Source organism: Psychroflexus sp. MBR-150 (assembly GCF_053628795.1).
Genome location: NZ_JBRJHB010000026.1, coordinates 1 through 23,855 on the forward strand (window position 1 = coordinate 1; position 23,855 = coordinate 23,855).

The 23,855-nt window shown below is 34.1% G+C and carries 21 protein-coding genes, 1 tRNA gene and 1 pseudogene; 10 read left to right on the forward strand and 13 right to left on the reverse strand.

Annotated elements, in window-relative coordinates:
• Positions 1–24: 24 nt before the first annotated feature.
• The 4 genes from ACSSV5_RS11250 to ACSSV5_RS11265 form a co-directional block, all read right to left on the reverse strand.
• Positions 25–603: a DUF3332 domain-containing protein gene (locus ACSSV5_RS11250; protein ID WP_211065231.1), complete on the reverse strand. Its 579-nt coding sequence runs from the start codon at positions 601–603 to the stop codon at positions 25–27.
• 36 nt (positions 604–639) lie between these two features.
• Complete coding sequence (locus ACSSV5_RS11255; RefSeq protein ID WP_454245937.1) at positions 640–2,454, reverse strand: M1 family metallopeptidase; 1,815 nt, start codon at positions 2,452–2,454, stop codon at positions 640–642.
• Between the two features lie 82 nt (positions 2,455–2,536).
• Positions 2,537–4,225 (reverse strand): S8 family serine peptidase, encoded by a 1,689-nt coding sequence (locus ACSSV5_RS11260; RefSeq protein WP_454245938.1) that lies wholly within the window; start codon positions 4,223–4,225, stop codon positions 2,537–2,539.
• A gap of 10 nt (positions 4,226–4,235) precedes the next feature.
• Positions 4,236–5,093 carry an MBL fold metallo-hydrolase gene (locus tag ACSSV5_RS11265; protein WP_454245939.1) on the reverse strand — a complete coding sequence of 286 codons (858 nt, stop codon included), beginning with the start codon at positions 5,091–5,093 and terminating at the stop codon, positions 4,236–4,238.
• 95 nt (positions 5,094–5,188) lie between these two features.
• Here ACSSV5_RS11265 and ACSSV5_RS11270 point away from each other — a divergent pair, with 95 nt between their 5' ends.
• The 6 genes from ACSSV5_RS11270 (at position 5,189) to ACSSV5_RS11295 (ending at position 12,716) form a co-directional block, all read left to right on the forward strand.
• Positions 5,189–7,084, forward strand: a complete 1,896-nt coding sequence (locus ACSSV5_RS11270) for a cation:proton antiporter (RefSeq protein WP_454245940.1) — start codon at positions 5,189–5,191, stop codon at positions 7,082–7,084.
• Between the two features lie 21 nt (positions 7,085–7,105).
• Complete coding sequence (gene dprA, locus ACSSV5_RS11275) at positions 7,106–8,209, forward strand: DNA-processing protein DprA (RefSeq protein WP_454245941.1); 1,104 nt, start codon at positions 7,106–7,108, stop codon at positions 8,207–8,209.
• Between the two features lie 78 nt (positions 8,210–8,287).
• On the forward strand, positions 8,288–9,079 hold the full coding sequence (locus ACSSV5_RS11280; protein WP_454245942.1) for a carboxypeptidase-like regulatory domain-containing protein: 792 nt from the start codon (positions 8,288–8,290) through the stop codon (positions 9,077–9,079).
• Positions 9,079–9,858, forward strand: coding sequence for a hypothetical protein (locus ACSSV5_RS11285; RefSeq protein ID WP_454245943.1), 780 nt, complete (start codon positions 9,079–9,081; stop codon positions 9,856–9,858). Before ACSSV5_RS11280 ends, ACSSV5_RS11285 begins: the two co-directional genes overlap by 1 nt.
• The gene (locus ACSSV5_RS11290) at positions 9,851–10,351 is read left to right on the forward strand and encodes a DUF6702 family protein (RefSeq protein ID WP_211065224.1); all 501 of its coding nucleotides are present in this window, start codon (positions 9,851–9,853) and stop codon (positions 10,349–10,351) included. The genes ACSSV5_RS11285 and ACSSV5_RS11290 overlap by 8 nt, the downstream gene beginning before the upstream one ends.
• Positions 10,352–10,409: 58 nt before the next feature.
• Complete coding sequence (locus ACSSV5_RS11295) at positions 10,410–12,716, forward strand: M1 family metallopeptidase (RefSeq protein WP_454245954.1); 2,307 nt, start codon at positions 10,410–10,412, stop codon at positions 12,714–12,716.
• Positions 12,717–12,888: 172 nt separating this feature from the next.
• Here the strand turns inward: ACSSV5_RS11295 and pdeM are convergent, their stop codons facing one another.
• The 4 genes and pseudogenes from pdeM to ACSSV5_RS11315 form a co-directional block, all read right to left on the reverse strand.
• Positions 12,889–13,518 (reverse strand): ligase-associated DNA damage response endonuclease PdeM, encoded by a 630-nt coding sequence (pdeM, locus tag ACSSV5_RS11300; RefSeq protein WP_454245944.1) that lies wholly within the window; start codon positions 13,516–13,518, stop codon positions 12,889–12,891.
• A 4-nt stretch (positions 13,519–13,522) separates the two neighbouring features.
• Positions 13,523–14,395: a cupin-like domain-containing protein gene (locus tag ACSSV5_RS11305; RefSeq protein WP_454245945.1), complete on the reverse strand. Its 873-nt coding sequence runs from the start codon at positions 14,393–14,395 to the stop codon at positions 13,523–13,525.
• A 71-nt stretch (positions 14,396–14,466) separates the two neighbouring features.
• Positions 14,467–14,655: pseudogene (locus ACSSV5_RS11310) on the reverse strand (biotin synthase BioB); the annotation flags it as partial.
• A 91-nt stretch (positions 14,656–14,746) separates the two neighbouring features.
• Positions 14,747–15,910: a cysteine desulfurase family protein gene (locus ACSSV5_RS11315; protein WP_454245946.1), complete on the reverse strand. Its 1,164-nt coding sequence runs from the start codon at positions 15,908–15,910 to the stop codon at positions 14,747–14,749.
• 183 nt (positions 15,911–16,093) lie between these two features.
• Between ACSSV5_RS11315 and ACSSV5_RS11320 the strand changes: the two genes are divergently transcribed.
• Entirely contained in the window at positions 16,094–17,119 is a 1,026-nt protein-coding gene (locus ACSSV5_RS11320; RefSeq protein WP_454245947.1) for a hypothetical protein, read from the forward strand.
• Here ACSSV5_RS11320 and ACSSV5_RS11325 read toward each other — a convergent pair.
• The 5 genes from ACSSV5_RS11325 to alaS form a co-directional block, all read right to left on the reverse strand.
• The gene (locus tag ACSSV5_RS11325; RefSeq protein ID WP_454245948.1) at positions 17,113–17,688 is read right to left on the reverse strand and encodes a Smr/MutS family protein; all 576 of its coding nucleotides are present in this window, start codon (positions 17,686–17,688) and stop codon (positions 17,113–17,115) included. The genes ACSSV5_RS11320 and ACSSV5_RS11325 overlap by 7 nt on opposite strands.
• A complete protein-coding gene (locus ACSSV5_RS11330; RefSeq protein ID WP_454245949.1) occupies positions 17,633–17,872 on the reverse strand; it encodes a hypothetical protein in 240 nt (79 codons plus the stop codon). Before ACSSV5_RS11330 ends, ACSSV5_RS11325 begins: the two co-directional genes overlap by 56 nt.
• A 107-nt stretch (positions 17,873–17,979) precedes the next feature.
• A complete protein-coding gene (locus tag ACSSV5_RS11335; protein ID WP_454245950.1) occupies positions 17,980–18,852 on the reverse strand; it encodes a PPK2 family polyphosphate kinase in 873 nt (290 codons plus the stop codon).
• Positions 18,849–19,373 (reverse strand): metallophosphoesterase family protein, encoded by a 525-nt coding sequence (locus tag ACSSV5_RS11340; protein ID WP_454245951.1) that lies wholly within the window; start codon positions 19,371–19,373, stop codon positions 18,849–18,851. The genes ACSSV5_RS11335 and ACSSV5_RS11340 overlap by 4 nt, the downstream gene beginning before the upstream one ends.
• 2 nt (positions 19,374–19,375) lie before the next feature.
• On the reverse strand, positions 19,376–21,982 hold the full coding sequence (gene alaS, locus ACSSV5_RS11345) for an alanine--tRNA ligase (RefSeq protein WP_454245952.1): 2,607 nt from the start codon (positions 21,980–21,982) through the stop codon (positions 19,376–19,378).
• Positions 21,983–22,072: 90 nt separating this feature from the next.
• Between alaS and ACSSV5_RS11350 the strand changes: the two genes are divergently transcribed.
• The 3 genes from ACSSV5_RS11350 (at position 22,073) to ACSSV5_RS11360 (ending at position 23,776) form a co-directional block, all read left to right on the forward strand.
• On the forward strand, positions 22,073–23,050 hold the full coding sequence (locus ACSSV5_RS11350; RefSeq protein ID WP_454245953.1) for a M23 family metallopeptidase: 978 nt from the start codon (positions 22,073–22,075) through the stop codon (positions 23,048–23,050).
• Positions 23,050–23,379, forward strand: a complete 330-nt coding sequence (locus tag ACSSV5_RS11355; protein WP_211065213.1) for a MerR family transcriptional regulator — start codon at positions 23,050–23,052, stop codon at positions 23,377–23,379. Before ACSSV5_RS11350 ends, ACSSV5_RS11355 begins: the two co-directional genes overlap by 1 nt.
• Before the next feature lie 324 nt (positions 23,380–23,703).
• Positions 23,704–23,776: transfer RNA gene (locus ACSSV5_RS11360), tRNA-Met, on the forward strand.
• Positions 23,777–23,855: the final 79 nt, after the last annotated feature.

Below are 23,855 nucleotides of genomic sequence, written 5' to 3' on the forward strand. Positions count from 1 at the left end.
TTAGAAATTACACGATTAAAACAATTATTGTTTTGCCCAAAGGCTTTTTTGATAAGTATCTAATTTTTGATTCAAAATCAGGTTGTTATGACTCTGAGATGCATTGGCATCAAGTTTAATTTGGTCGCCACCTGGAGTATAAACCATATAGAAACCGTCTTTAAAACTCGCTAATTTAATCAGTTTATTGCCGTCTTTGGCATTCCAAGTTTTGTTTTCTGGGGTATAAACCATTTCAACAATCTTACCTTGCTTCTCGCCTTCTAAAACTTCAATTTTAAATTGATTTTTTTGAGCCGTCATTTTAACTTTTTGTCCGTCCACATTGGCGATTTGGGTTTCAGTTTCACCTTCAGCCATAGCTATAGGATTACTACCTGTCCAAAATTCTAAGACATTAAAAATCAAGGCATCTCCTAAAAAGAAAAGCCCATAAACAGGCACAATATTTAAGCCCCAAAAAATTGCATTATTAACAAATTTTGAATTTGAGACTTGCATATTCCAATCTTTTAGATTGTTAAAAGCATTGAATGAGCCCAAACAACTTGATGACAACAATGATAATGATAAAGTACCAGCAATAATTAAATTACGTTTCATGATTAAATGGTTTTAAGGTTATGTTTTCAAATATAACTATTTTTCTATAACATTATTATCTCTATTAACATCTGCCATTTTTTGACTGGGATCAATTTCTATGGATTTTATGGTATATTGTCCAATTGGAATTTCTAAATTGTAAGTTGGGTAAGCCCATGCCCAATCATCGGCGGTATTTTTAAAGTTAGGTTTTTCCCAACGCATTATACGCAAAGGAATGTAATACATTTCGGTTTCACCCGTGTCGTAAGTGACTTCAACTTCAATAGGCATTGGTGTCAACCCAATTCGCTCTATAGTAACAATGGTTGCGTTGTCTGCAACTTCAATATTTTTTATGGCATAATCAACGGTGTTAGTTGTCATCGTCCAATCATGCAAATACCAACTTAATTCTGCACCAGATACTTTTTCGGCTATTCTAATAAAATCATTTGGTGTTGGATGTTTAAATTTCCACTCGTCATAATATCTTTTGAGGGTTTGTTTAAGATTTTTTTCTCCTATGATATACCCAAGTTGATTTAAAAACACTGCACCTTTGGAATAAGCCGAAAGTCCGTAAGCAGCATTGAAGGCATAGCGATCGGCATGAGTTGTTTGTGGTTGCTCAATTCCAGAATTTGCCAATTGAAAATAACCTTGATATGCACCAGCAAATGGATGGTCTTTTCCTTGGTTCATAATCTCGTTTTCAGCTAAAGTTGAAATATAGGTCGTAAAACCTTCATCCATCCATTCATTTTGAGATTCGTTTGTTGCCAATACGTGTTGAAACCATGAATGTGCCATCTCATGTGCTGTAACACCAACTAAACTTTCAAAAGACCGCTCACCAGTAATTAATGTACACATGGCATATTCCATACCGCCGTCACCTCCTTGTATAATAGAATACTGGTCATATGGATATGGGCCGATATTTTCGTTATAATAGGTAAATAATTCTTCCGCTTTGGGTTGAAATTTTTTCCAATTGTTTTTGATTTCATCATCATCTTGATACAAAAAATGAAGAACCGTACCATCAGAAGCCGTCAATTTATCATGAATGTAGTCAGTGTCTGCTACCCATGTAAAATCGTGAACTTTTGGTGCCACAAAATGCCAAGTAAGGGTTTTGCCTTTGTGTTTTACTTTTACACCTTTGTCTTCATAACCATAACCGATTTTGTTGGGGTTTTGAAGATATCCTGAACCACCGAGAATATAGTTTTTATCGATAGTTATTTTTACATCAAAATTGCCCCAAACGCCGTGAAACTCTCTTGCTATATAGGGATCGGCATGCCAACCTTCAAAATCATATTCTGCTATTTTTGGATACCATTGCGTCATAGAATAGGCAATGCCTTCTTTGTTGTCGCGACCTGATCGTCTGATTTGCAACGGAACTTGAGCGTCAAATTGCATATTAAATGTTGTGCTTTGACCTGGTAAAATAGGCTGGTCAAGTTGAACTTCTAATATTGTGCCTTCAACTTTGTAATCTAATGGTTTACCGTTTTGTTTTAAACTATTGACATTGATATAACCGATTTCATCATCCTTTAATTTAGAAATTCTATCGCCTACTCTTTTGTCTGGATCTTTGATAGTTCTTGACCGCACATCCATTTCACTTCCAGGTTGAAAGGCGTTGAAATACAAGTGATAAAACACCTTTTGAAGCGTATCCGGAGAGTTGTTAGTATAAATCAATTCTTGCTTGCCTTGATATTGATGTGTTTTGACATCCATATCAATTTCCATAGTATAATCAACATGTTGTTGCCAATACGAATTGGTATTTTGGGCTAAGGTTATATTTATCGTTGCTAAAAATGATATTAATATTAAATTTTTCATTGAAATAATTTTTGTTAAATATTAAAAAACCCTAATATTTAAGTATCAGGGTTTAGAAAATTTTATCATCTTAGTTTTAAATTTAAGACTTATTCATTTTGCTAGCTAAAATGATAGCGTTGTAAAGGTTAACCATATTACCTGTTTCAGAAATTTCAGCAAAAGGTTTAACTTTACTTGAATCACCGCTTAAAATCACTTCTGTATTTGGAGATAAACCACTATCTAAAATCACCGATTTAACTTGCGTAGCAGTCAATTTTGGAAATAAAGAGCGGATAACTGCTGCAACACCAGCAACATTAGGTGATGCCATTGATGTTCCAGATAAAAATTTATACTCATTGTTTGGCACTGTGGCGTAAATTTCTGCACCTGGTGCAAATACATCAACGCTACCTTGACCGTAATTAGAAAAACTTGCAATCATATTTGAGCCATATTCAGAAGTCATTGCACCAACATTGACAAAGTTATTGGCTATTTCTTGAGATTGTCCAGGCCATTCATCATTCGGATAAACGCGATTTTTATCTAAATCTAAACCTTCATTGCCCGCAGCATTAACAATCAATACATCATTGTCAGCAGCGTATTTTATAGCATCAATGACCCAATCAGGATGTGTAGAATAATACTTTCCAAAACTGGTATTGATAATTTTTGCACCATTATCAACCGCATAACGAATACCTAGAGCAATATCTTTGTCATATTCATCACCATCGGGGACAGCTCTGATTGGCATAATGCTTACTTTTTCAGCAACGCCTTTCATTCCAAGACCATTGTTTCTGACCGCACCTATAATTCCTGCAACGTGTGTGCCGTGAAGAACATCTTCTTTTTTAGGATCTGGTCCCATTACTTGGTTATTACCATAATATTTGGTGGACATATCATCTGGGTTATCGCCAAGTTTTTCTGCTCTAAAGTCTTTGTCTAAATTGAAGTGAGTGTCCATTCTACCTTTAAAATAATCTACTCCACCTTGAATTTGCTTTTTGGCTTCTTCTACATCATCGCCAACATTATTCAAAACAAAGAGCATAAATTGCTTGCTTTGCTGAAGACTTTCGGTTTCGGCTTTCATCGCAGCAACCTCTTCTTTGGTAAATTTTTCTTTACCTAAGGCTTTACTTACAGTAGCATTAGACGCATTGAGTTGTTGCAAAAGACCTTGATAACGAGCAACATTGGCTTGTGCCTGTTGGACTTCTTTTTCATATTCGGCTTTTGCTTTTTTGTAGAGTTCAAACTCATCTTTTTGAGCAGCTGGGATTTGGTCAGCCGTTTTGCCTTCAAATTGGTCTCGATGTGCTTTAATAATTCTGGTCATTTCTAAATTTTCACCGACAACATCACCGAGAAAATTCCAACCGTGAATGTCATCTACATAACCGTTTTTGTCATCATCTACATTATTGCCTGCCACTTCGTCTTTATTTGTCCAAATTACTGGGCTTAAATCTTCGTGCTCTATATCTATCCCGCTATCAAGAACAGCTACAATCACATTTTTTCCTTCGTAATTTTTGATCAATTCGATGTAGGCTTTTTCAACACTCATGCCAGGAATAGTATCATTGACCAAGTCTAAATGTGCCCAAGATTTCTTTTGGTCTTCAGTTAGCTCTGTGGTTTTCCGTGGTTGTGTATCTATATTTTCAATTGGGGTTGAAACAATTTTAGGGCCTGTTGACCCACAGCTTATCAATAGCAAAGTGCTAATAGCTAAACTTGATACTGAGGTAATGTGTTTAAGTGTCATGGTTTAATTTTTAATTAAATAATTCGTTAAAAGTTAAGGATTGATCATGTCTCACACCTTTTTCGGTATGTTTAAGATTAATAATTTCATTGTGTGCATCGTGTTCTAAAAATAGATAATAATTTTCATCAGCAGCTTCGTTTAAAAAAACTTTTTTTTCTTTTAAAGTCAACAAGGGTCTTGTATCATATCCCATAACATAAGGCAAAGGCACGTGACCTGCTGTTGGTAATAAATCGGCTGCAAATACTAAGGTTTTGTTTTGATGCTTGATTATAGGAATCATTTGTTTGTCGGTGTGTCCGTCAACAAACAAAACTTCAAAATTCAATTCCTTATAAAATTCTCTTTGATGTTGACGCTCTAAAAAACAAAGCTGACCTGACTCCTGCATAGGCAACAAATTTTCTTTTAAAAAAGAAGCTTTCTCTCTATCGTTGGGGTTTGTTGCCCAATCCCAATGTTCTTGATTGGTCCAAAATTTAGCATTTTTAAAAGCGGGTTCATAACCGGTTCGGTCTTTATTCCACTGAATACTTCCTCCGCAATGGTCAAAATGTAGATGCGTCATAAAAACATCAGTAATGTCATCACGATGAAATCCGTATTGTTTTAGGGATTTATCTATGTTGTCATCACCCCAACGATGATAGTAGCTAAAAAACTTTTCGCTTTGTTTATTGCCTAATCCGGTATCGATAATAATGAGCTTGTCGCCATCTTCAATAAGTAAACTCGTCGCGGCAATATCAATCATATTATTATTATCGGCAGGATTGGTTTTTGACCAAAGCGTTTTTGGTACGACACCAAACATAGCACCACCGTCTAATTTAAAATTTCCTGTTTCTATAGAATATAATTTCATACTTAAATTTTAAAGGACTTGCAAGATAATAAATCTCTCTTAACTTATTTTGTTTGTCATTGAATTATGCTATTTTTAACCACATAATAAAATCTATGTTAGAATTAGCATCAATCATAATATTTGGAATAATAGCACAATGGGTGGCTTGGCGTTTTAAGATTCCAGCCATTTTACCTTTAATATTAATTGGTTTAGCGGTTGGTCCTTTAGCTACTTTATATACTGAAGATGGTTCAAAATTTATTGAACCTGTTTGGAATGGAGAAAAAGGGCTTTTTCCTGGTGAAAGTTTATATTATTTTGTGTCTTTAGCCATTGGCATCATTTTATTTGAAGGTGGATTAACGCTGAAACGCGGTGAGATTTTAAATGTGAGCAATGTCATTGTTAAGTTAATTAGCGTTGCTGTGATTATTACCTTTGTAGGTGCTGGTGTTGCCGCCCATTTTATCTTTGGTTTGTCTTGGAAAATTTCTTTGTTGTTTTCTGCTTTGATTATTGTTACAGGACCAACGGTTATTACTCCTATTCTCAGAAATATTCCGCTAAAAAGAGACGTCGCAGCCATTTTAAAATGGGAAGGCATTCTTATTGATCCTATTGGAGCTTTGTTTGCCGTCTTGGTTTTTGAGTTTATCAATGCTGGTGCTGGTGCCGAATATTCATCAAAAGCCTTAATAGGTTTTGGCAAAGTGGTTTTATTTGGATTTAGCTTTGGATTCACCTTTGCTCATGGTCTATCTTATTTGATTAAGAAAAAAATTATACCGCATTATTTGCTCAATGTGGTTACCTTAGCTACTGTTTTAGGCGTTTTTGTTTTAGCAGATATTTTTGCACAAGAAAGCGGACTACTCGCCGTAGTTGTTATGGGTGTAATTATGGGAAATATTAATCTACCTAATCTAAAAGATTTATTATATTTTAAAGAATCCTTAAGTGTTTTACTCATAAGCATTCTTTTTATATTGTTAGCGGCTAACATCAACTACGAAGATTTATTATTAGTTTACAATCATAAATCGCTATATTTATTTATAACTATCGTGTTCGTAATCAGACCGTTGGGTGTTTTTCTGAGTAGCATTGATTCAAATTTAAAGCTAAACGAAAAAATATTTATCAGTTGGGTTGGTCCACGCGGTATAGTTGCTGCAGGTATAGCCTCGCTTTTTGGGATAAAATTGGTCAACAAAGGTGTAGAAGGTGCCGAATATATCACCCCATTAGTCTTCTTAATTGTCTTGGGAACTGTACTATTAAACGCCACAACAGCAAGACCTTTCGCAAAATTGGTTGGTGTTTTTCTTAAAAATTCAAGTGGTATTTTAATTATAGGATCATCTTCTTTTTCGCGTATCATAGCTAAATATCTTAAAGAAAATAACCGTCATGTAGTAGTAGTTGATAACAACCAAAACAATATAGATGAAGCCAAAAAAATGGGGTTGGAAGCCTTTGAAGCAGATATTTTTTCAGATGACCTTCAAGACAACCTTGAATTAAGCGATATGGGTTATCTTATGGCACTGACTGGCAACTCTTCTATCAACAAAAAAGCTATAGAAAATTTCAAAAAAGAATTTGGTGAAAATGGCACATTTAGAGTTATATCGCCAGAAGAAATGAACGACCCAGAAAACAACCCAAAAGATGGTTTGTTTTCACAAACAGACGATTATATCAAATTGGTTAACCTTTCAAGACGTTACCCAAAAATTCACGAAACCGATATTAATTCACAAGAACATTATAATGGTTTGATTGAAATGACCAAAGCTGATCCTGATGTAATCCCGATTTTTATTAAAACCAAAGATGATGTTTTAGAAATTATTCCTTCAAGCAGTGATGAAGTTGAGATTGATAATAACTCTAAGTTAGTGTATATGGGTAAAGAGATTGAATCGGTAAAATCTAAAAAAATTACCCAAGAAAATTCTGCTAAAAAAGAAGACCAAATTTCTAAAGAAAGTGTTGAAGAATAAATTTAAGAAAGAATTTTCAATATGTCTCATCAAGAAAAAATATACCTTTTAGCACTTCACAGATTATCGTATATCGGTGATACAACAGCCAAAAAATTAATAGAAATTCTAGGTTCGGCTGAAGCCATTTTTAAAGAAAAGTCGCAAAACCTTCAAAAAATAAACGGACTTGGCACTAAAAGAATACAAACCATAAAAAAAGACTTAGATTTAGATGGTGCTGAAAACGAATTAAAATTTATTGAAGACAACGATATTGATTTTCTATATTTTAAAGACAAAACTTATCCCACAAATTTAAAACACTGTATAGACGGTCCACTCGTCTTATTTCAAAAAGGCAACATCGATTTGCAAAACAAACGAATCATCAGTATTGTTGGCACAAGAAATATCACTTCACACGGCATACAATTTACAGAACAATTGATTTCTGATTTGGCGGTGTTTGACCCTGTTATTGTTTCTGGTTTTGCTTATGGCACCGATATAACCGCTCAAAAAGCTGCACTACATCACAACTTACAAACCATTGGTTGTTTTGGTCATGGAATGAATCAAGTTTACCCCAAAGCACATCAAAAATACGTCCATGATATCATGAAACACGGTGGGTTTTTTACAGATTTTTGTAGTGATGATAAGTTTGACCGCAATAATTTTTTAAAACGAAACCGTATTATTGCTGGACTGAGCGAAGCCACAATCGTTATAGAAAGTGCTGCAAAAGGCGGTTCGTTGGTTACTGCCGAAATGGCAAATGGCTATAATCGCGAAGTTTTTGCATTGCCAGGTAGATACAGTGACAAAATGAGTATTGGGTGCAACAACCTCATCAAAAAACAACAAGCTATGATGCTGACCTGTGCTGCAGATTTGGCTTATATACTCAATTGGGATGTTGACCAAAAACCAAAACCAGCTCATCAAACCCAACTTTTTGTAGATTTGAATGAAGAAGAAAAAATTGTTGTTGAAAGCTTAAAATCCCTTCAAAAAACCGAAATTGACCCTTTAGCGTTGTCTTGCCAAATTCCAACATCAAAATTATCTACCATTCTTCTGAATCTTGAATTGAAAGGCTTAGTAAGACCTTTACCGGGAAAACAATTTGAGTTGATTTAAATTTTATTCACTAATTTTTAAGACCTATTTTTATAGGCTTAACATTTAAATGCTTATTTTTAAAGTAAAATTACCACTATGAGATATTTACTACTCTTACTTTTTATTTTTCATATCAACCTATCTTATTCTCAAGTTCCTGAACGTCAAATTCTTAAAGGTAAAATTAACGTTCCTGCCGATGCGGAAGCTAAAGACATCAATGTTTACAATATCAATACCAAAGAAGGGACAACATCTAATGCCTATGGCAATTTTTTAATCAAAGTGAAAAGAAAAGACCGTATTTTAATTTCATCTGTTCAGTTTCAAGATTTTGAAATTGAAATTACCAAAGAAATTATGGATGAAAAAGATATCGTCATTCAAATCAGAGAAAACGTCAATCAACTCAATGAAGTTACTGTTTCTTCAAATCTATTAAGTGGCAACTTAAATGTTGATGTCAAAAAAATCAATACCGATGAAGTTGATTTAAGCATCGACCAAAAAGAATTGGTAAGCGGTTATGATGCAGATATTACCACAGATAGTCAGATAAGAGCACAAAATGTAGCCATAGATGATGAATATTTGGATTACGGGATGGATTTTGTGCAAATTTTCAAGCGATATATTAAAAAGAGACCCAAAAAAAAGGAAAATGTTAGGGTAGAAAATGTCGATGTTGAAGTGAGAAAAATGTATGATAATGCGTTTTTTAAAGAATATTTTGATATTGAAGAAGACCAAATTAACGCCTTTATTTTTTATGCAGATGATCATGGTCTAACTCCCGAATTGCTTAAAAAAGGAAACGAAATGGATTTGATACAATTTCTATTAGATAAATCTAAAGAATTCAATAAATCATCAGTAAAAATGGATTAATGAAAGCGTTTTTAGGATTCATATTGATGATGTTTTATTTCAATTTGAGTTTCGCTCAAAACAAAACAATTAAAGGTCAATTTACAGGAAAAAATCTCGACAATTCTTTTATAAATATCATCAACTTAAATCAATACAAAGCCACAATCAGTCAAGAAGATGGTCGTTTTGAAATTCCAGCTAAAGTCGGTGATAGCATACTGATTTCATCTATTCAATACAGCGAAGTTAAATTTTTAGTCAAACCTGAATTTTTTGAAGATGAAATTGAAATTCCTTTAAGCCTTAAAGTCAATGAACTTCAAGATGTTAATCTGTATTCTTTAGGCTTAACAGGCGATTTAGCCAAAGACGCTGAAAGCATTGAAACCTACGATTTTAGTCAAACACAACTGGGGTTTCCTGCTTATATTGAATATTATACAAGAGAAGAAAGGCGTTTGGCTGGAGTTTCAGGTTCTCTTATAGGATATTTAATAAATCTGATGAATGGTAACATTAAAATGTATAAAAACCTTATTGTTTACGAACGCACCGATAATCGCAAAGAAAGACTTCATCAACTTTTTCCTGAGCGGTTTTATCATGAAGACCTTAACATTCCGAGCAATCTTATAGAAGATTTTACATATTATTGTATCGAAAATCATCCGGAAGTCATTAAATTAACTCAACAAAAAGATAAACTTTTGCTGACTGAATTACTGCCAAAATTAGCTCAAGATTATATCAAACTTAAAGAAAGCGAAAAGGATAAAACTCAAAAGATAAATGATTAAATACATCACACTAAGTCTCATTGTTTTTACTCAATTTTTTACTGCATTAAATCATAAATATTATGTGGGTTTAACTGAAATTAAATTCAACCCAGATAAAGAACGACTTGAAATTATCTCTCGTTTATTTTACAACGATTTTGAAAAGGTTTTGAAAGCTCGATATGGAAAAGACATCGTGCTTAAACCCTCAGAACAATCTAAAAATGTAGAAACTTTCATCAAAATGTATTTTGATAAAAAACTTAGTATCACAACAGATAATCAAGTACAAACAATTTCATATCTCGGTTACAAATTTGACGAAGACCGTATCAATATATATTTAAAAATCACTAACATTCAAAATTTTAAAAACATCAAAGTTCAAAATCTTTTACTTACCGATGTCTTTGAAGATCAAAAAAATATTGTGCATTGCTTTAAACTTCAACAAAAAAAAAGCGTCCTATTAACACGCTTTGATTCTGAAGCGGTGTTAAAATTTAATTAGAAACTAAATTTAGGTTAAATATATGTTTAATTTTAGCCATTAAAATACAATTAATATGATGATAAAACGCAATTTGCTTTTGCTATTAGGACTTCTCGTGAGTTTTAATTTTTATGCACAAGAACAACCCCAAAAAGAAGAAGGTCACACCAACCAAAACAAATTCAGACAACTTTACCAAGAATTTTCAACGCCAAACCAATACCGAACAGCTTCTGGTGCACCTGGTCCAGCGTATTATCAAAACACAGCCGATTATAAAATGGACATCAGGCTTGATGAAAATACCAAAGAAATATTTGGAGAAGAAACCATTACCTACACCAACAATTCACCCGATGATTTGGAATATCTCTGGGTTCAACTCGACCAAAATATCAGAAAAAAAGACAGTCCGGCTAAAGATAAAAATGGCAGTGGGTTCAACCCTGTTTTAAGACCAAGCTCAATTGTTTCAGAATATATGGACGAACCATTTGATGGCGGTTTTAATATTGAAAACGTTTCTAAAGATGGCAAGCCTTTGCCTTATAGCATTAACCAAACCATGATGAGGGTTGAAATGAGTGAAAACTTAGCACCTGGCGAAAGTTTTACCTTTGATATCAAATGGAATTATAAAATCAATAACAGATTAAAAGATGGTGGCCGTTCAGGTTATGAAAATTTTGAAGAAGAGGATAATGCCATGTTTATTATTGCTCAATTTTTTCCGAGAATGGCAGTTTACAACGACGTAGAAGGTTGGCAAAATTACCAATTTTGGGGTTCTGGCGAGTTTGCTTTGCCTTTTGGCAATTACGAAGTCAATATCACGGTTCCCGCAGACCATATTGTTGAAGCCACTGGCAAACTTCAAAATCGCAAAAAAGTATATTCTAAACAAATGATGCAACGCTACGAAAAAGCCTTGAAATCTTTTGATAAACCCGTCGTCATTGTTACTGAAGAAGAAGCCCGAGAAAACGAAAAAACTAAAACGAAAAACACCAAAACATGGACTTATAAAGCTGAAAATGTCAGAGATTTTGCTTTCACTTCTTCACGTAAATATATTCTCGATATGATGAATGTCAAAGTTGGTAGCAAAACCGCTATGGCAGTTTCAGTTTATCCCAAAGAAGGCAATCCATTGTGGGAAGAGTGGTCAACCAAAGCTGTTGCCGAAACCTTAAAAACTTACAGCAAACATACTTTTGATTACCCTTATCATAAGGCGGTTTCGGTACACGGTAAAAGTATAGGTATGGAATACCCAATGATATGTTTTAATTTTGGAAGACCAAATGAAGATGGATCTTATAGCGATGAAACCCGGTATAGAATGCTTGGCGTAATCATTCATGAAGTAGGTCATAATTTCTTTCCAATGATAGTCAATAGCGATGAGCGTCAATGGGGTTGGATGGACGAAGGGATCAATTCTTTTGTCGAATTTTTAACCGAGCAACAAATGGGAAAAGACTATCCTGAGCTTTTAAATGACAATAATGTCTATCCATCAAGACGTGGTTTCCCATTCAAAATTGTTGATTATATGAAAGGCTCTCAAGATTTTATGACCCCTATCATGTCCAATCCAGAACAAGTGTATCAGTTAGGAAACAACGCTTATGGCAAACCTGCAACAGCTCTCAATATATTAAGAGAAACCGTTATGGGACCTGAAAAATTTGACTATGCATTCAAAACATATGCCCAACGTTGGATGTTTAAACACCCAACACCTGAAGATTTTTTTAGAACTATGGAAGACGCCTCAGCGATTGATTTAGACTGGTTTTGGAGAGGTTGGTTTTATACTACAGATTATGTTGATATTGGTATTAAAGACGTAAAAACCTATAAACTTACCGATAAAATCACCAAAGAAGGTAAAGAATACTTTGCACAATTTGGTATTACTGAACCAGAAAACAATCCTAAACTCAAAGGTTTAGTCTATGTTGTCCCAGCCGATTCTGAAGAAGCTAAAGCATCTGCATCTTCTGAAGATAACTTAAAAAATTCTCAAAATCTCAAAACTTTCTTGATGGATAATTTTACTGCCGAAGAACGCCGTAATCTTAAAGAATTGCCTAAATATTTTTATGAGATCACATTCAATAAACCTGGCGGTTTGGTCATGCCAGTCATCGTTGAATACACCTATGAAGATGGCAGTAAAGAATTGAAAAAATACCCTGTTCAAGTGTGGAGAAAAAACGACAATCAAATCTCAAAAACCATCGGTAGTCAAAAGAAAATCACCAATATCCAGTTAGACCCTAATTTAGAAACCGCTGATATTGATGTGTCAAACAATTCTTGGCCAAGAGAACAAAACAAAAGCGAATTTGAAGAGTTTGAAAATCAGAAAAATTAGATTAATTAACGTGAGTTCGATTTAAATCACTCAATTAAATAAAACCGTCAAATTGAGTGATTTTTCGAAGTAAAACGCAGAAACCCAAAATTTGTTGGGCGTATCGAAACTATGCTTTATAATGAAAACAAAACTGTTGTCAATTCGTTTTTTTTAGAAACATAAATTTTTTCTAAACAACTTGTTCAACACTTTGGTCTGATAATACGTAAATGTGCTCGTCGTTTTTGGGTGTGATATTACTATTACCCGAAATGCTACCGTAAGCTGGCAGAATAAGCTGATTTGACTTTTGATAAAAGCATGGAAGGTTGAGTTGTTGTTTGGTTTTGCTACGCAATTTATAACCAGGATGAATGTATCCACAAATGTTGAACAATTCGTCTGTATCTTCAGGCTTGTGAGTTAAGCGAAAGTCAGAAATATCAAGCTGTTGTGCAATTTGAAAACCTAAATCTTGAAAATGCGTAACAGGGATAAAATCTTTATTTCCAGAAATTAATACAAATTCAACAGGTTGGTGTTGTACCCAAGCTTGAAAAATAGACCAAGATTTGTTGAGTGTGGAATGGAATAAATCGCCTATAAAAACAACTTTTTGAGGTAAAAATTGGGTGATATTTTGCTCTAAATGAATATAATCTACTGCATTGGATAAATTTGGTATAGCATTAGCATGTTTTCTGAAACCCTCAATTTTGCCGAGATGTAAGTCGGCTACAATTAGCATATTTTGCTCTTTCCAAAACAGAGAACCGTATTGATGTAATATAAAATTATTTTGTAATAATTGTAACTCCAAAGTTTTACAAATTCAAAGATTTGTGCGTATTTATGATAGAAGCTTTTTGTTTAGCTTTAAGCCACTTATCACCTTTCCATTTTCGCATCAAGTTTTCTATACTCCGCATAACAATAATATTGTAAACAGCTTTACCAAGATGTTTAGGTTTGCGTGCTAAGGCTCTAAGACTTATAGAGAATCCAGGAGTTATATAATGCATATGATGCCAATAACCTTCGGGCATATATAGCGTTTCGCCTGAGGATAAGTTTGTGGTGTAGCCTTTTGCATAAGCCAAAGCAGGATAGGTTTCAAAATCAGGATTAGTAAAATCTATGTCGTCGTTGGTCACTAATGAATTTGGAACTTTATAAAGATATTTGGTTTCTGATGGTGGAAAAATTAGACATTGTTTTTCTCCTTTTAAATGAATATGTAAAATATTGGCTAAATCAATATCGTAATGCATAAACACTTTTGAGTTTTGCCCACCTATAAAGAGGAAAGGTAAATCTTTAAACAATTTTAATCCTACATCAGGCATTTTGATATGCTCTTGTAATTTTGGTCGTTCTTTGATAAGGTTAAATAAAAACAAACGTAAATCTGTGGGTTGACTTTGTAGTAAATCAATATATTCAGACATCTTCATTTTAGCCTGTGGCTCATTATACTTGAACTCTGATGTAACAGGTCTTGAATCATAAAGTGGCACTTCTAAATCTCCCGCTATGACCTTAAAATAATCAAGTGACCATAATTCTTTTGCTGGCCAATCTTCAATTAAGTTTTCAATCACTACAGGTTTTTGTGGCTTGACGTAGTGTTGAATAAAATCTTGTGCTGATATGTTTTTAACCCGTTCAACAGGTTGAGTATTGAGTTTTTGAATCATTTTCAAATTTAAAAATTAGACAATAGCTTTTTGATGTGTTTTTTAGCTTCTTCGTTACGTTCAATTTTGTGAGCTACTTGATGACAATACCCACAATCTTCTGGGCAACCACCTGTTTTGATAGACAATAATGTTGAAACTCGAATCGTATTGGGATTGTGATGTTTATGGTGAATACTCGCCACTTGGTGCATCAACTCCATTAAAGGTTTGTGATAGATGTCAAGAATTTCTGAACGCGTCCAGTTATGCTTAATCATATTAAGTTAAATTTAAAAAAAATAAAAATCAAATTTACGAAAAACAAGGCTCAAACCTAACATTTGAAGAAATATCAATTAAGTGAGCTTTCTACAACTCCACTTTATCCGTTTTCACAAACTCAGAAAGCACCTCAACTGCATAATCTATTTCTTCTTTAGTGTTGTAGTGTGACAGCGAAAATCGAAGTGAAGGTGTTTTGGCTTTTTCAGCACCGTAAATTTCATTAAGAACAAAAGAACCTTGTTGGCTTCCGCTTTGGCAAGCACTGCCTTGTGAGCAAGCTATGCCTTTTAAGTCGAGTTGAAACAATAACATGCCAGCTTTAGCTTCTGAAATTGGCAGGCTGAAGTTGATAACTGTATAAGTGCTTTGGTCTAAATCTTTGCACAAGCCATTAAACATAATTCCATCAATATGCTCTTCTAACTTTTGGATAAAGTAACGTTTAAGTTCTTTTATATAAGCACTTTCAGTTTTTAAATTTTCATAAGCAAGATTAAAAGCTTTGTGCAACCCAATAATGCCTGACACATTTTCAGTACCAGCACGATGACCGCGTTCTTGCTCGCCACCTTGAATTAATGATGCCAACCTGTGTTTCTTGTTGATATAGGCAAAACCTACACCTTTTGGCCCGTGAAATTTGTGAGCACTAACAGCCAGAAAATCTAAAGGACAATCTTCTAAATCAATTTCAAAATGACCAATAGATTGAACAGTGTCAGAATGCAAAAGTGCATCGTGATTTTGGCACAAATCTGATACAGTTTTTAAATCTAATTTATTACCAATTTCATTATTGATGTGCATCAAACTCACTAAAGTTTTGTGTGAATCGTCAGCCAAAAGTTTTTCGAGATGATTTAAATCGACTTGTCCGTTTTGGTCTAAATTGACATATTCAACTTTAATATTGGCTTGAGCTTCTAAAAATTGAGCAGTGTTAAGCACAGCGTGATGTTCAATTCTGGAAGTGATGATGCGTTGGACGTCAAGGTCAAAAACAGCACATTTCAATACCATATTGTCAGCTTCGGTGCCACCAGAAGTAAATATAATTTCGCCAGGCGTAACCCTTAAAGTTTTAGCAATATCTTTTCGGCAAGCTTCAATTTTTGACTTGGCTTTACGACCAAAGGCGTGAGTTGATGAAGGATTGCCGTAACATTCTTGCATACTTTGACTCATAGCTTCAATGACTTCATCACGCATTTGAGACGTTGCTGCACTATCAAAATATATGTTTTTCATATTTATGGCTTCTAAATTGAATTAATACTTGCAAAATTAAGGATTTTAAAACTAAAATCGTTTTAATTCATAAATTGCTAATTCTTATGAGAAAAATTATATATAATTTTAAATGTTTTAAAAACCTAAAACCTAAAGCAGAGATAACTAAAAAACTTTAAGTTTGTAAAAAAAATAAAACAATTGAGATTCAGTAAATTCAAATATCATTTTTTAATAATTATTGTTGCCATAAATTTTTTAATCTCTTGTGATGATGGCAATGTGATTGTGAGTTCATTTAATTTTGACGAAAACACTAATCTATCTCTTTGTCAACAAAATAATATTAATGTTTTATATTTTATCGACCCAGAGACCAATGAAGCCATTTCATTTCGATTTCCAAATGCAGATTTTGATGGGACGTTTACAGGACTTGAAACAACTGAAACTCTTGAAATTCCAATCAGTTCTGACAATAAGGTGGTTTATAGAAAATTGAGCTCAGGAACTAATGGGGCTGATTATTTCTGTCAGGAAATCCCACCAAGCTCACCACAAGTTAATGAAGAATTTGTGAGTACGACGGGCGGAATGGCTGTATTAGAAATAAGAATTTCTAATCAAGATGATAACGATGGTATTCCTGCAGAACTTGAAGACATTAATGGTGACGGCAATTTATTTAACGATGATTCTGATGGCGATGGCATCCCAAATTTTATAGATACTGATGATGACAATGATAATGTATTAACTGCAAGCGAAGAACTTGAAGCCCTTGATGATAATGGCAATGTGATAACCGATGAAAACGGCGATGTGGTTTATGTAGATACTGATAATGATGGCGTTCCAAACTACTTAGACAACGATGATGATGGCGACGGCGTACTTACAAAAAATGAAGATTTGAATGCTTGTGAAGATCCTGAAAATCCAGCTCTTAATCCTGATAACGACTTAAATGCTGATGGTTTAGCCAATTATCTTAACCCCAATATCACTGATAGTTTTGAAGTTAATGTGGTAAAACGCAACAGAATAACTCGCAGTTTTTTTACCCAAGTTGTTTTTACGGATATCACATTTGAAAATCTAAATACAGGTGAGAGTTTGAGTTTTACCAATTTTATTATGGGAAGATTTCAAACTTCTGCTTCACAAGATTTACCTTTTAATGATTCCGTTGTTAGTGAAGATGAGGTCAGTAATATATGTCAATAAATACATACTTCTGTAGCACCAACGCCGTAAGTTTGGTAGTCGGCATCATAAAATTCTAAGTTTTCATAGCGTCTAAACAAAGTTTGTAATTCGGCTTTTAATACGCCTTGACCAACACCGTGAATAAAAACAACATATTTAATGCGTTTATCCATAGCCCATTCGAGTTGTTGCTTGGCTTTGTTAAGCTGAATGTTTAAAATTTCAAAATTAGACAAATGTCTGGCATCGTCAATCAATTCGTGAATGTGCAAATCGATTTCTATTTTGTTTGTATGCTTTTCTTTTTTAATTGGTATTTTTCTATTGGTGTGAAGTTCTTGTTGGAGTACCTTTTTAAGGTCGTCAGTTTTAATGCTTAAACCTTTTTCGGTAATTTTAATAAGTTCGTGGGCTTGGAAAGTCAGTTCAAAATCGTCTTCAGATAAAATTTTAACTAATTGATTTTCAATTGAAATCACAACGCCTTTGATATTATCATCTATAGTTTCAACAGTATCTCCTATTTCAAAATCAGGCTTCATCATTCTTAGGCTTGTCGTCGTCTTCAGTTGAGTTTTCGTTGTCATCAGTTTTGTTGTCGCTGGTCCATTGTTGAGTTGATTTATACAGTCCAAACATTAAAATAACTAATCCTGCGATTTTAAAATATATTTCGTTGGGTTTTGCGATAAAATCATATAACAATAAACCTGCACCAATGAGAATGATTAGTGTATTAAAACTCTGTTTTGATGCATTGATATTAGGCATGTTTTTTATTACAAAGTTAAGCGAATTTATTTGGGTCAAACAAATAGTTTGTGAAGTAAGATAAATTTTTAGAAAGTTGTATCAAAACAAATATTGGAAACATCAGGCTATTCTGCCTTGAGTTTGTCTTTATAGAATTTGATGTTTTGCTCAAGGTCAGATGTTGGATATTGAATATCAGTGTAAGTTGACATTCGTTCTTCTAAAATTTTAGCAACGATATATCTCGCTGTGGGTTTATCGTTGCTAGGGATGTTATACCAAGGTGCATATGATTTTGAAGTGGAGTTGATAGCTTTTTCGTAGGCTGAAATATATTTTGGCCATAACTGCCTTTCTTCGATATCTTCTGGGGCAAATTTCCAATTTTTGTGTGATTTATTGAGTCGTCTGAGCAATCTATTTTTTTGCTCGTCTTTTGAAATGTTCAGGAAAAATTTAAAAATGATGGTGCCGTTTTCGGCAATGATTTGTTCAAACTGATTGATTTGTCTTAGCCTTTTATTCCAAAATTCTTCATTAAGATCTTCAACTTGATTGATGTGTGGCAAATTTTCATTAAGCACAATTTTAGGATGAACTCTTGAAATCAAGACATTTTCATAATGAGAACGATTAAAAACGGCATATTTACCACGTGCAGGAAGTCGCTTGTAGTGTCGCCACAAAAAATCTTGCTGAAGCTCTAAAAGTGTCGGTTTTTTAAAACTGTAGCAATTCACACCTCTAACATTAAAATCCTTAAAGACTTCTCGGATTAAACTATCTTTTCCAGAGGTGTCCATTCCTTGAATACAAATCAAAACGCTGTATTTGCTATGAGCGTAAAGTTTGTTTTGCATTTCGCTCAAATTTCTTCGCGTTTTTTGAAGTTTTTTTTCGATTTTTGATGTTTTAGCTTCTAAATCTATACGCGTTGGAAGTTCTGACAACTTAATTTCTGGTTGAATGCTAAAGTCTTTGATGTCAATGTTTTTCATTGGTTGTTCTTTTGTGAGATAATGCCCCTGTTGCCAAAATCAACCACTTCTAAGTTTTCGATTTTAGAATGATTGATTTGAAAACGCAACATTGTTCTTTTTTGATGAAAGCCGTGTTTGCCCACTGCACCTGGATTGAGATGCAAAAGTTTGAGTTTTTTGTCTTGCATCACTTTAAGGATATGTGAATGTCCGCAAATAAATACATCAGGTGGATTGGCTTCTAATTGAGGTTTGATCTGCGGGTTATAGTGTTTTGGATAACCACCAATATGTGTGATCCAAATTTTTAAATCGTCAATTTTAAATTGTTGATGTAAAGGAAAACACGATCGAATTTCGTGGCTATCTATATTGCCATAAACGGCTCGGAGTTTGGTGTGTTTTTCTATCGCATCAGTAACTTTAAGATCGCCAATATCACCAGCGTGCCAGACTTCATCGGCTTCTTTGACGTATTTCAGAATTTTTTCATCCATGTAGGAATGTGTGTCGCTTAACAACAAAATTTTTAAACCCATACTTATAGATAAGATTTGACTTCTTCTAATGCTTTTGGTATGCCGTCAGGATTTTTGCCACCTGCAGTTGCATAAAAGGCTTGACCACCGCCACCACCTTGAATATATTTGCCGAGTTCACGAATAATTTGTCCAGCATTATAATTGTTTTGTTCAACTAAATTTTTAGAAATATAACAACCTAAAATAGCTTTTCCATTTTGATTAGAACCTAAAACTAAAAACAGATTATCCATTTCGCCAGCGAGTTGAAAGGCAACATCTTTTATAGCCTTGGCATCTAAATCGACTTGCTTAGCGATGAAATTAACATCATTAATCGTTTCAGCAGAACTCTTTAATTCAGATTTTATGGTTTTGGCCTTGTCTTGGAGTAATGTTTGATTTTCATTTTTAAGATTTTCTATGTCTTGAAGTAGCTTTTCAATTTGCTGAACGGGTTGTTGATTTGACCCAAGTAAATCTAATATTTTTTGAATTTCAGTATCTTTTTCTTCTAAATACTGTTTGGCTGCTTTGTTGGTAATGGCTTCAATTCGTCTTACACCAGAAGCTACAGAAGATTGACTCGTGATTTTGAAATACCATATTTCAGCTGTATTTGCAACGTGTGTGCCTCCGCAGAGTTCAATAGAATTTCCAAATTTTATAGTGCGAACTTTGTCGCCGTATTTTTCGCCAAACAAAGCCATTGCTCCTTGGGCTTTAGCTTGTTCAAAATCAGCATTGCGATTTTCTTCTAAAGCGATGTGTTCCGAAATCTGATTGTTGACTTTTTGCTCAATTGAGGAAAGCTCATCGGGGCTCAGTTTTTCGAAATGAGAAAAATCAAAGCGCAAATATTTATCATTGACTAATGAACCTTTTTGCTCAACGTGATGACCTAAAATTTCTCTTAAAGCGTGATGTAACAAATGCGTTGCAGAATGGTTACAAGCTGAAAGAAAGCGTTTTTCAGCATTGACCTTGGCGGTAAAGCTCTGTTTTAAATTTGAGGGTAATTTTTTTGTGATATGAATGATATCACCGTGTTCTTTTTTGGTATCTAAAACGTCGATATTTTCATTGTCAAACATAAATTGTCCGCGATCGCCAACTTGTCCACCACCTTCAGGATAAAAAGGCGTTTGATCCAACACAATTTGAAAACGTTGACCTTCTTTTTTGGTTTTAAAACTGCGGTATTTTAAAATTTTTGAAGTAGTTTTTAAGTTATCATAACCTACAAATTCATTTCCTTTATTATTTTCAACAACCGTCCAATCATCCGTTTGACTTTCAGAAGCCGATTGAGAGCGTTTTTTTTGCTGCTCTAAAGCCGATTTGAATTCGTTTTCGTCGTAATCAAAACCTTTTTCATTTAAAATCAAAGCTGTTAAATCGATAGGAAAACCATATGTATCAAACAGTTCAAAGGCTTTTTGACCTGAAATGATTTTAGATTGACTTTCTTTAATGATATCTTCAAGGCGTTTTAAACCTTGAGATAAAGTGTTGAGGAAGCTTTGCTCTTCTTCTTTAATGACGCGTTGGCAAAGTGTTTTTTGCTTGGTTAATTCTGGATAGTCTTTTCCGAGTTGTTGATTTAAAACTTCAACCAATTCAAACATAAACGGTTTACTTATGTTTAAAAATGTGTAAGCATAACGCACGGCTCGCCTGAGAATACGTCTGACTACATAACCTGCACCATTGCTTGAGGGCAATTGTCCGTCGGCAATACAAAATGTCACGGCTCGGATATGGTCAGCAATGACTCTTATGGCAATGTCTGTCTCTTTATTTGTGCCGTAATTGTGATTAGATATTTTTTCTATAATTTTAATAATAGGCTGAAAAATATCAGTGTCGTAGTTAGATGTTTTATTTTGAAGCACTCGACATAAACGTTCAAACCCCATACCTGTATCGACGTGTCGTTGAGGTAAATTTTCTAAAGAACCGTTGGCTTTTCTGTTGAACTGGATAAAGACAAGATTCCAAATTTCAATGACTTCAGGATGGTCTTTATTGATTAAGCTTTTAGCAGGAACCGCTTTTTTATCGGCTTCTGACCTTAAGTCGATATGAATTTCAGACGAGGGTCCACACGGTCCTTGTTCGCCCATTTCCCAGAAATTGTCTTTTTTATTACCAAGAACAATTTGATTGTCACTAACAATGGTTTTCCATATATCAAAAGCCTCTTGATCTTTTTCTAATCCGTCTTTTTGGTAACCTTCAAAAACAGTAACGTATAAGTTTTCGGCATCAATTTTATAGACTTTAGTCAAAAGCTCCCAAGCCCATTCAATGGCTTCTTTTTTAAAGTAATCGCCAAAGCTCCAATTGCCCAACATCTCAAACATAGTGTGGTGATAATGGTCTTTGCCAACTTCTTCAAGGTCGTTGTGCTTACCTGAAACTCTCAAGCATTTTTGAGTGTTATAAACTCTGGAATACTCAATGTTTTCAGTTCCTAAAAAAATAGACTTAAACTGATTCATTCCAGCGTTGGTGAACATCAAAGTCGGATCGTCTTTAAGAACGATTGGTGCAGAAGCCACAAAATTGTGATTTTTATGTTTAAAAAAGTCGAAAAACTTGGCTTTGATTTCTTTTGAATTCATAGGCAATATGGCTTAACCCGAATAAGTATTGAATTTTATTATATTTGCAATGTTTAATAGCGGTTACGCAAAAGTAATATAAATTTAAGAATGCGAAAGGTAAAATATTATTACGATACGGAAACACTTTCATACCGTAAGATAGAACGTAAAAAAGGTAAAACCTTTGGACTGACGCTTTTGTTTGTTCTTGGGACTTTAGTGTCCAGTATATTATTGTTGATTGTATATCTGAATATTCCTGGAATAGAAACCCCAAAAGAGAAAGCTTATAAGCATGAGCTTGAACAAATGAAATTTCAATATGAAATGATGAATAGAGAAATGGAGGAAATTACAAGTGTTTTAGAAAATATAGAAGAACGAGACAATAAAATTTATCGGGTATATTTTGAAGCCGATCCAATTTCTGAAGAACAACGAAAATCGGGTTTTGGTGGAGTAAATCGATATAAAGATCTTGAGCGGTATAAGAATTCAGAAATTATTATTAAAACTAAAAAGCGTTTAGACCAACTTAAAAAGCGAGTTGTGGTTCAGTCAAAATCTTTAGATGAAATTGTTGAATATGCATTAAACAAAGAAGAACTCTTAGCTTCAATACCAGCTATTCAACCTGTTAAAAATGAAGATTTGAACCGTTTAGCTTCTGGTTATGGGATGAGAATGCACCCGATTTATAAAATCAGAAAAATGCATACGGGAATGGATTTTTCAGCACCAGAAGGCACGCCAATTTTTGCAACAGGAAATGCAAGAGTAAAAGAGATTAAAATATCAAGAAGAGGTTATGGTAAACACTTAATTTTAGACCATGGGTTTAATTATGAAACGCTATACGGGCATATGAGTAAAATTATTGTACATAGAGGCCAACGGGTTAAACGTGGTGAAATTATAGGATATGTTGGTGATACAGGGTCTTCTACTGCTCCGCATTTACATTATGAAGTGTTGAAAAATGGTCATCATGTTAACCCTATTTATTTTTATTACAACGATTTATCAGCTGAAGATTATGAAGCTATGATGAATAATTCTGCATTAGAAAATCAATCTTTAGATTAATGAAAGTTGACCTACCACAAAAACTGTATTACAATATAGGTGAAGTTGCCAAAGCCTTTGGTGTCAATACGTCTTTGATTCGATTTTGGGAAAAAGAATTTGATGTCATCAAGCCCAAGAAAAATGCTAAAGGCAATAGGAAATTCACCCCAAAGGATATTAAATATTTTGAATTGATTTATCATTTGGTCAAAGAGCGTGGCTTTACTTTAGATGGGGCAAAGCAACATCTTAAAACACACAAAGGCAATTCATTAGGCAACTATGATTTAATCAGAAAATTAAAGCATATCAAATCTGAATTAGAAGCTTTGAAATCTAAGTTGTAATACTTTTATATTATTTTGTTCAAAACGAAAAGTATTCTTATATTTGCAGTCCGTAATTAGAAAAATATATCGCGGGGTAGAGTAGCATACTTCGACAAGCTCAGCATAAAGTTCGCTCGTCGGGCTCATATCCGCCTAAGGCGGACGCTGGTTCGAGATGAGATTGGAAAAAGTACTAAAAAGTTTTAAAAATATATCGCGGGGTAGAGCAGCATACTTCGACAAGCTCAGCATAAAGTCCGCTCGTCGGGCTCATATCCGCCTGAGGCGGACGCTGGTTCGAGATGAGATTGGAAAAAGTACTAAAAAGTTTTAAAAATATATCGCGGGGTAGAGCAGCAGGTAGCTCGTCGGGCTCATAACCCGAAGGTCGCTGGTTCGAGTCCAGTCCCCGCTACTAAATCAGCTTCACAGAAATGTGAAGCTTTTTTTGATTTAGGTTCATTATGGAATACGCCGTTTATGTATTAAAATCT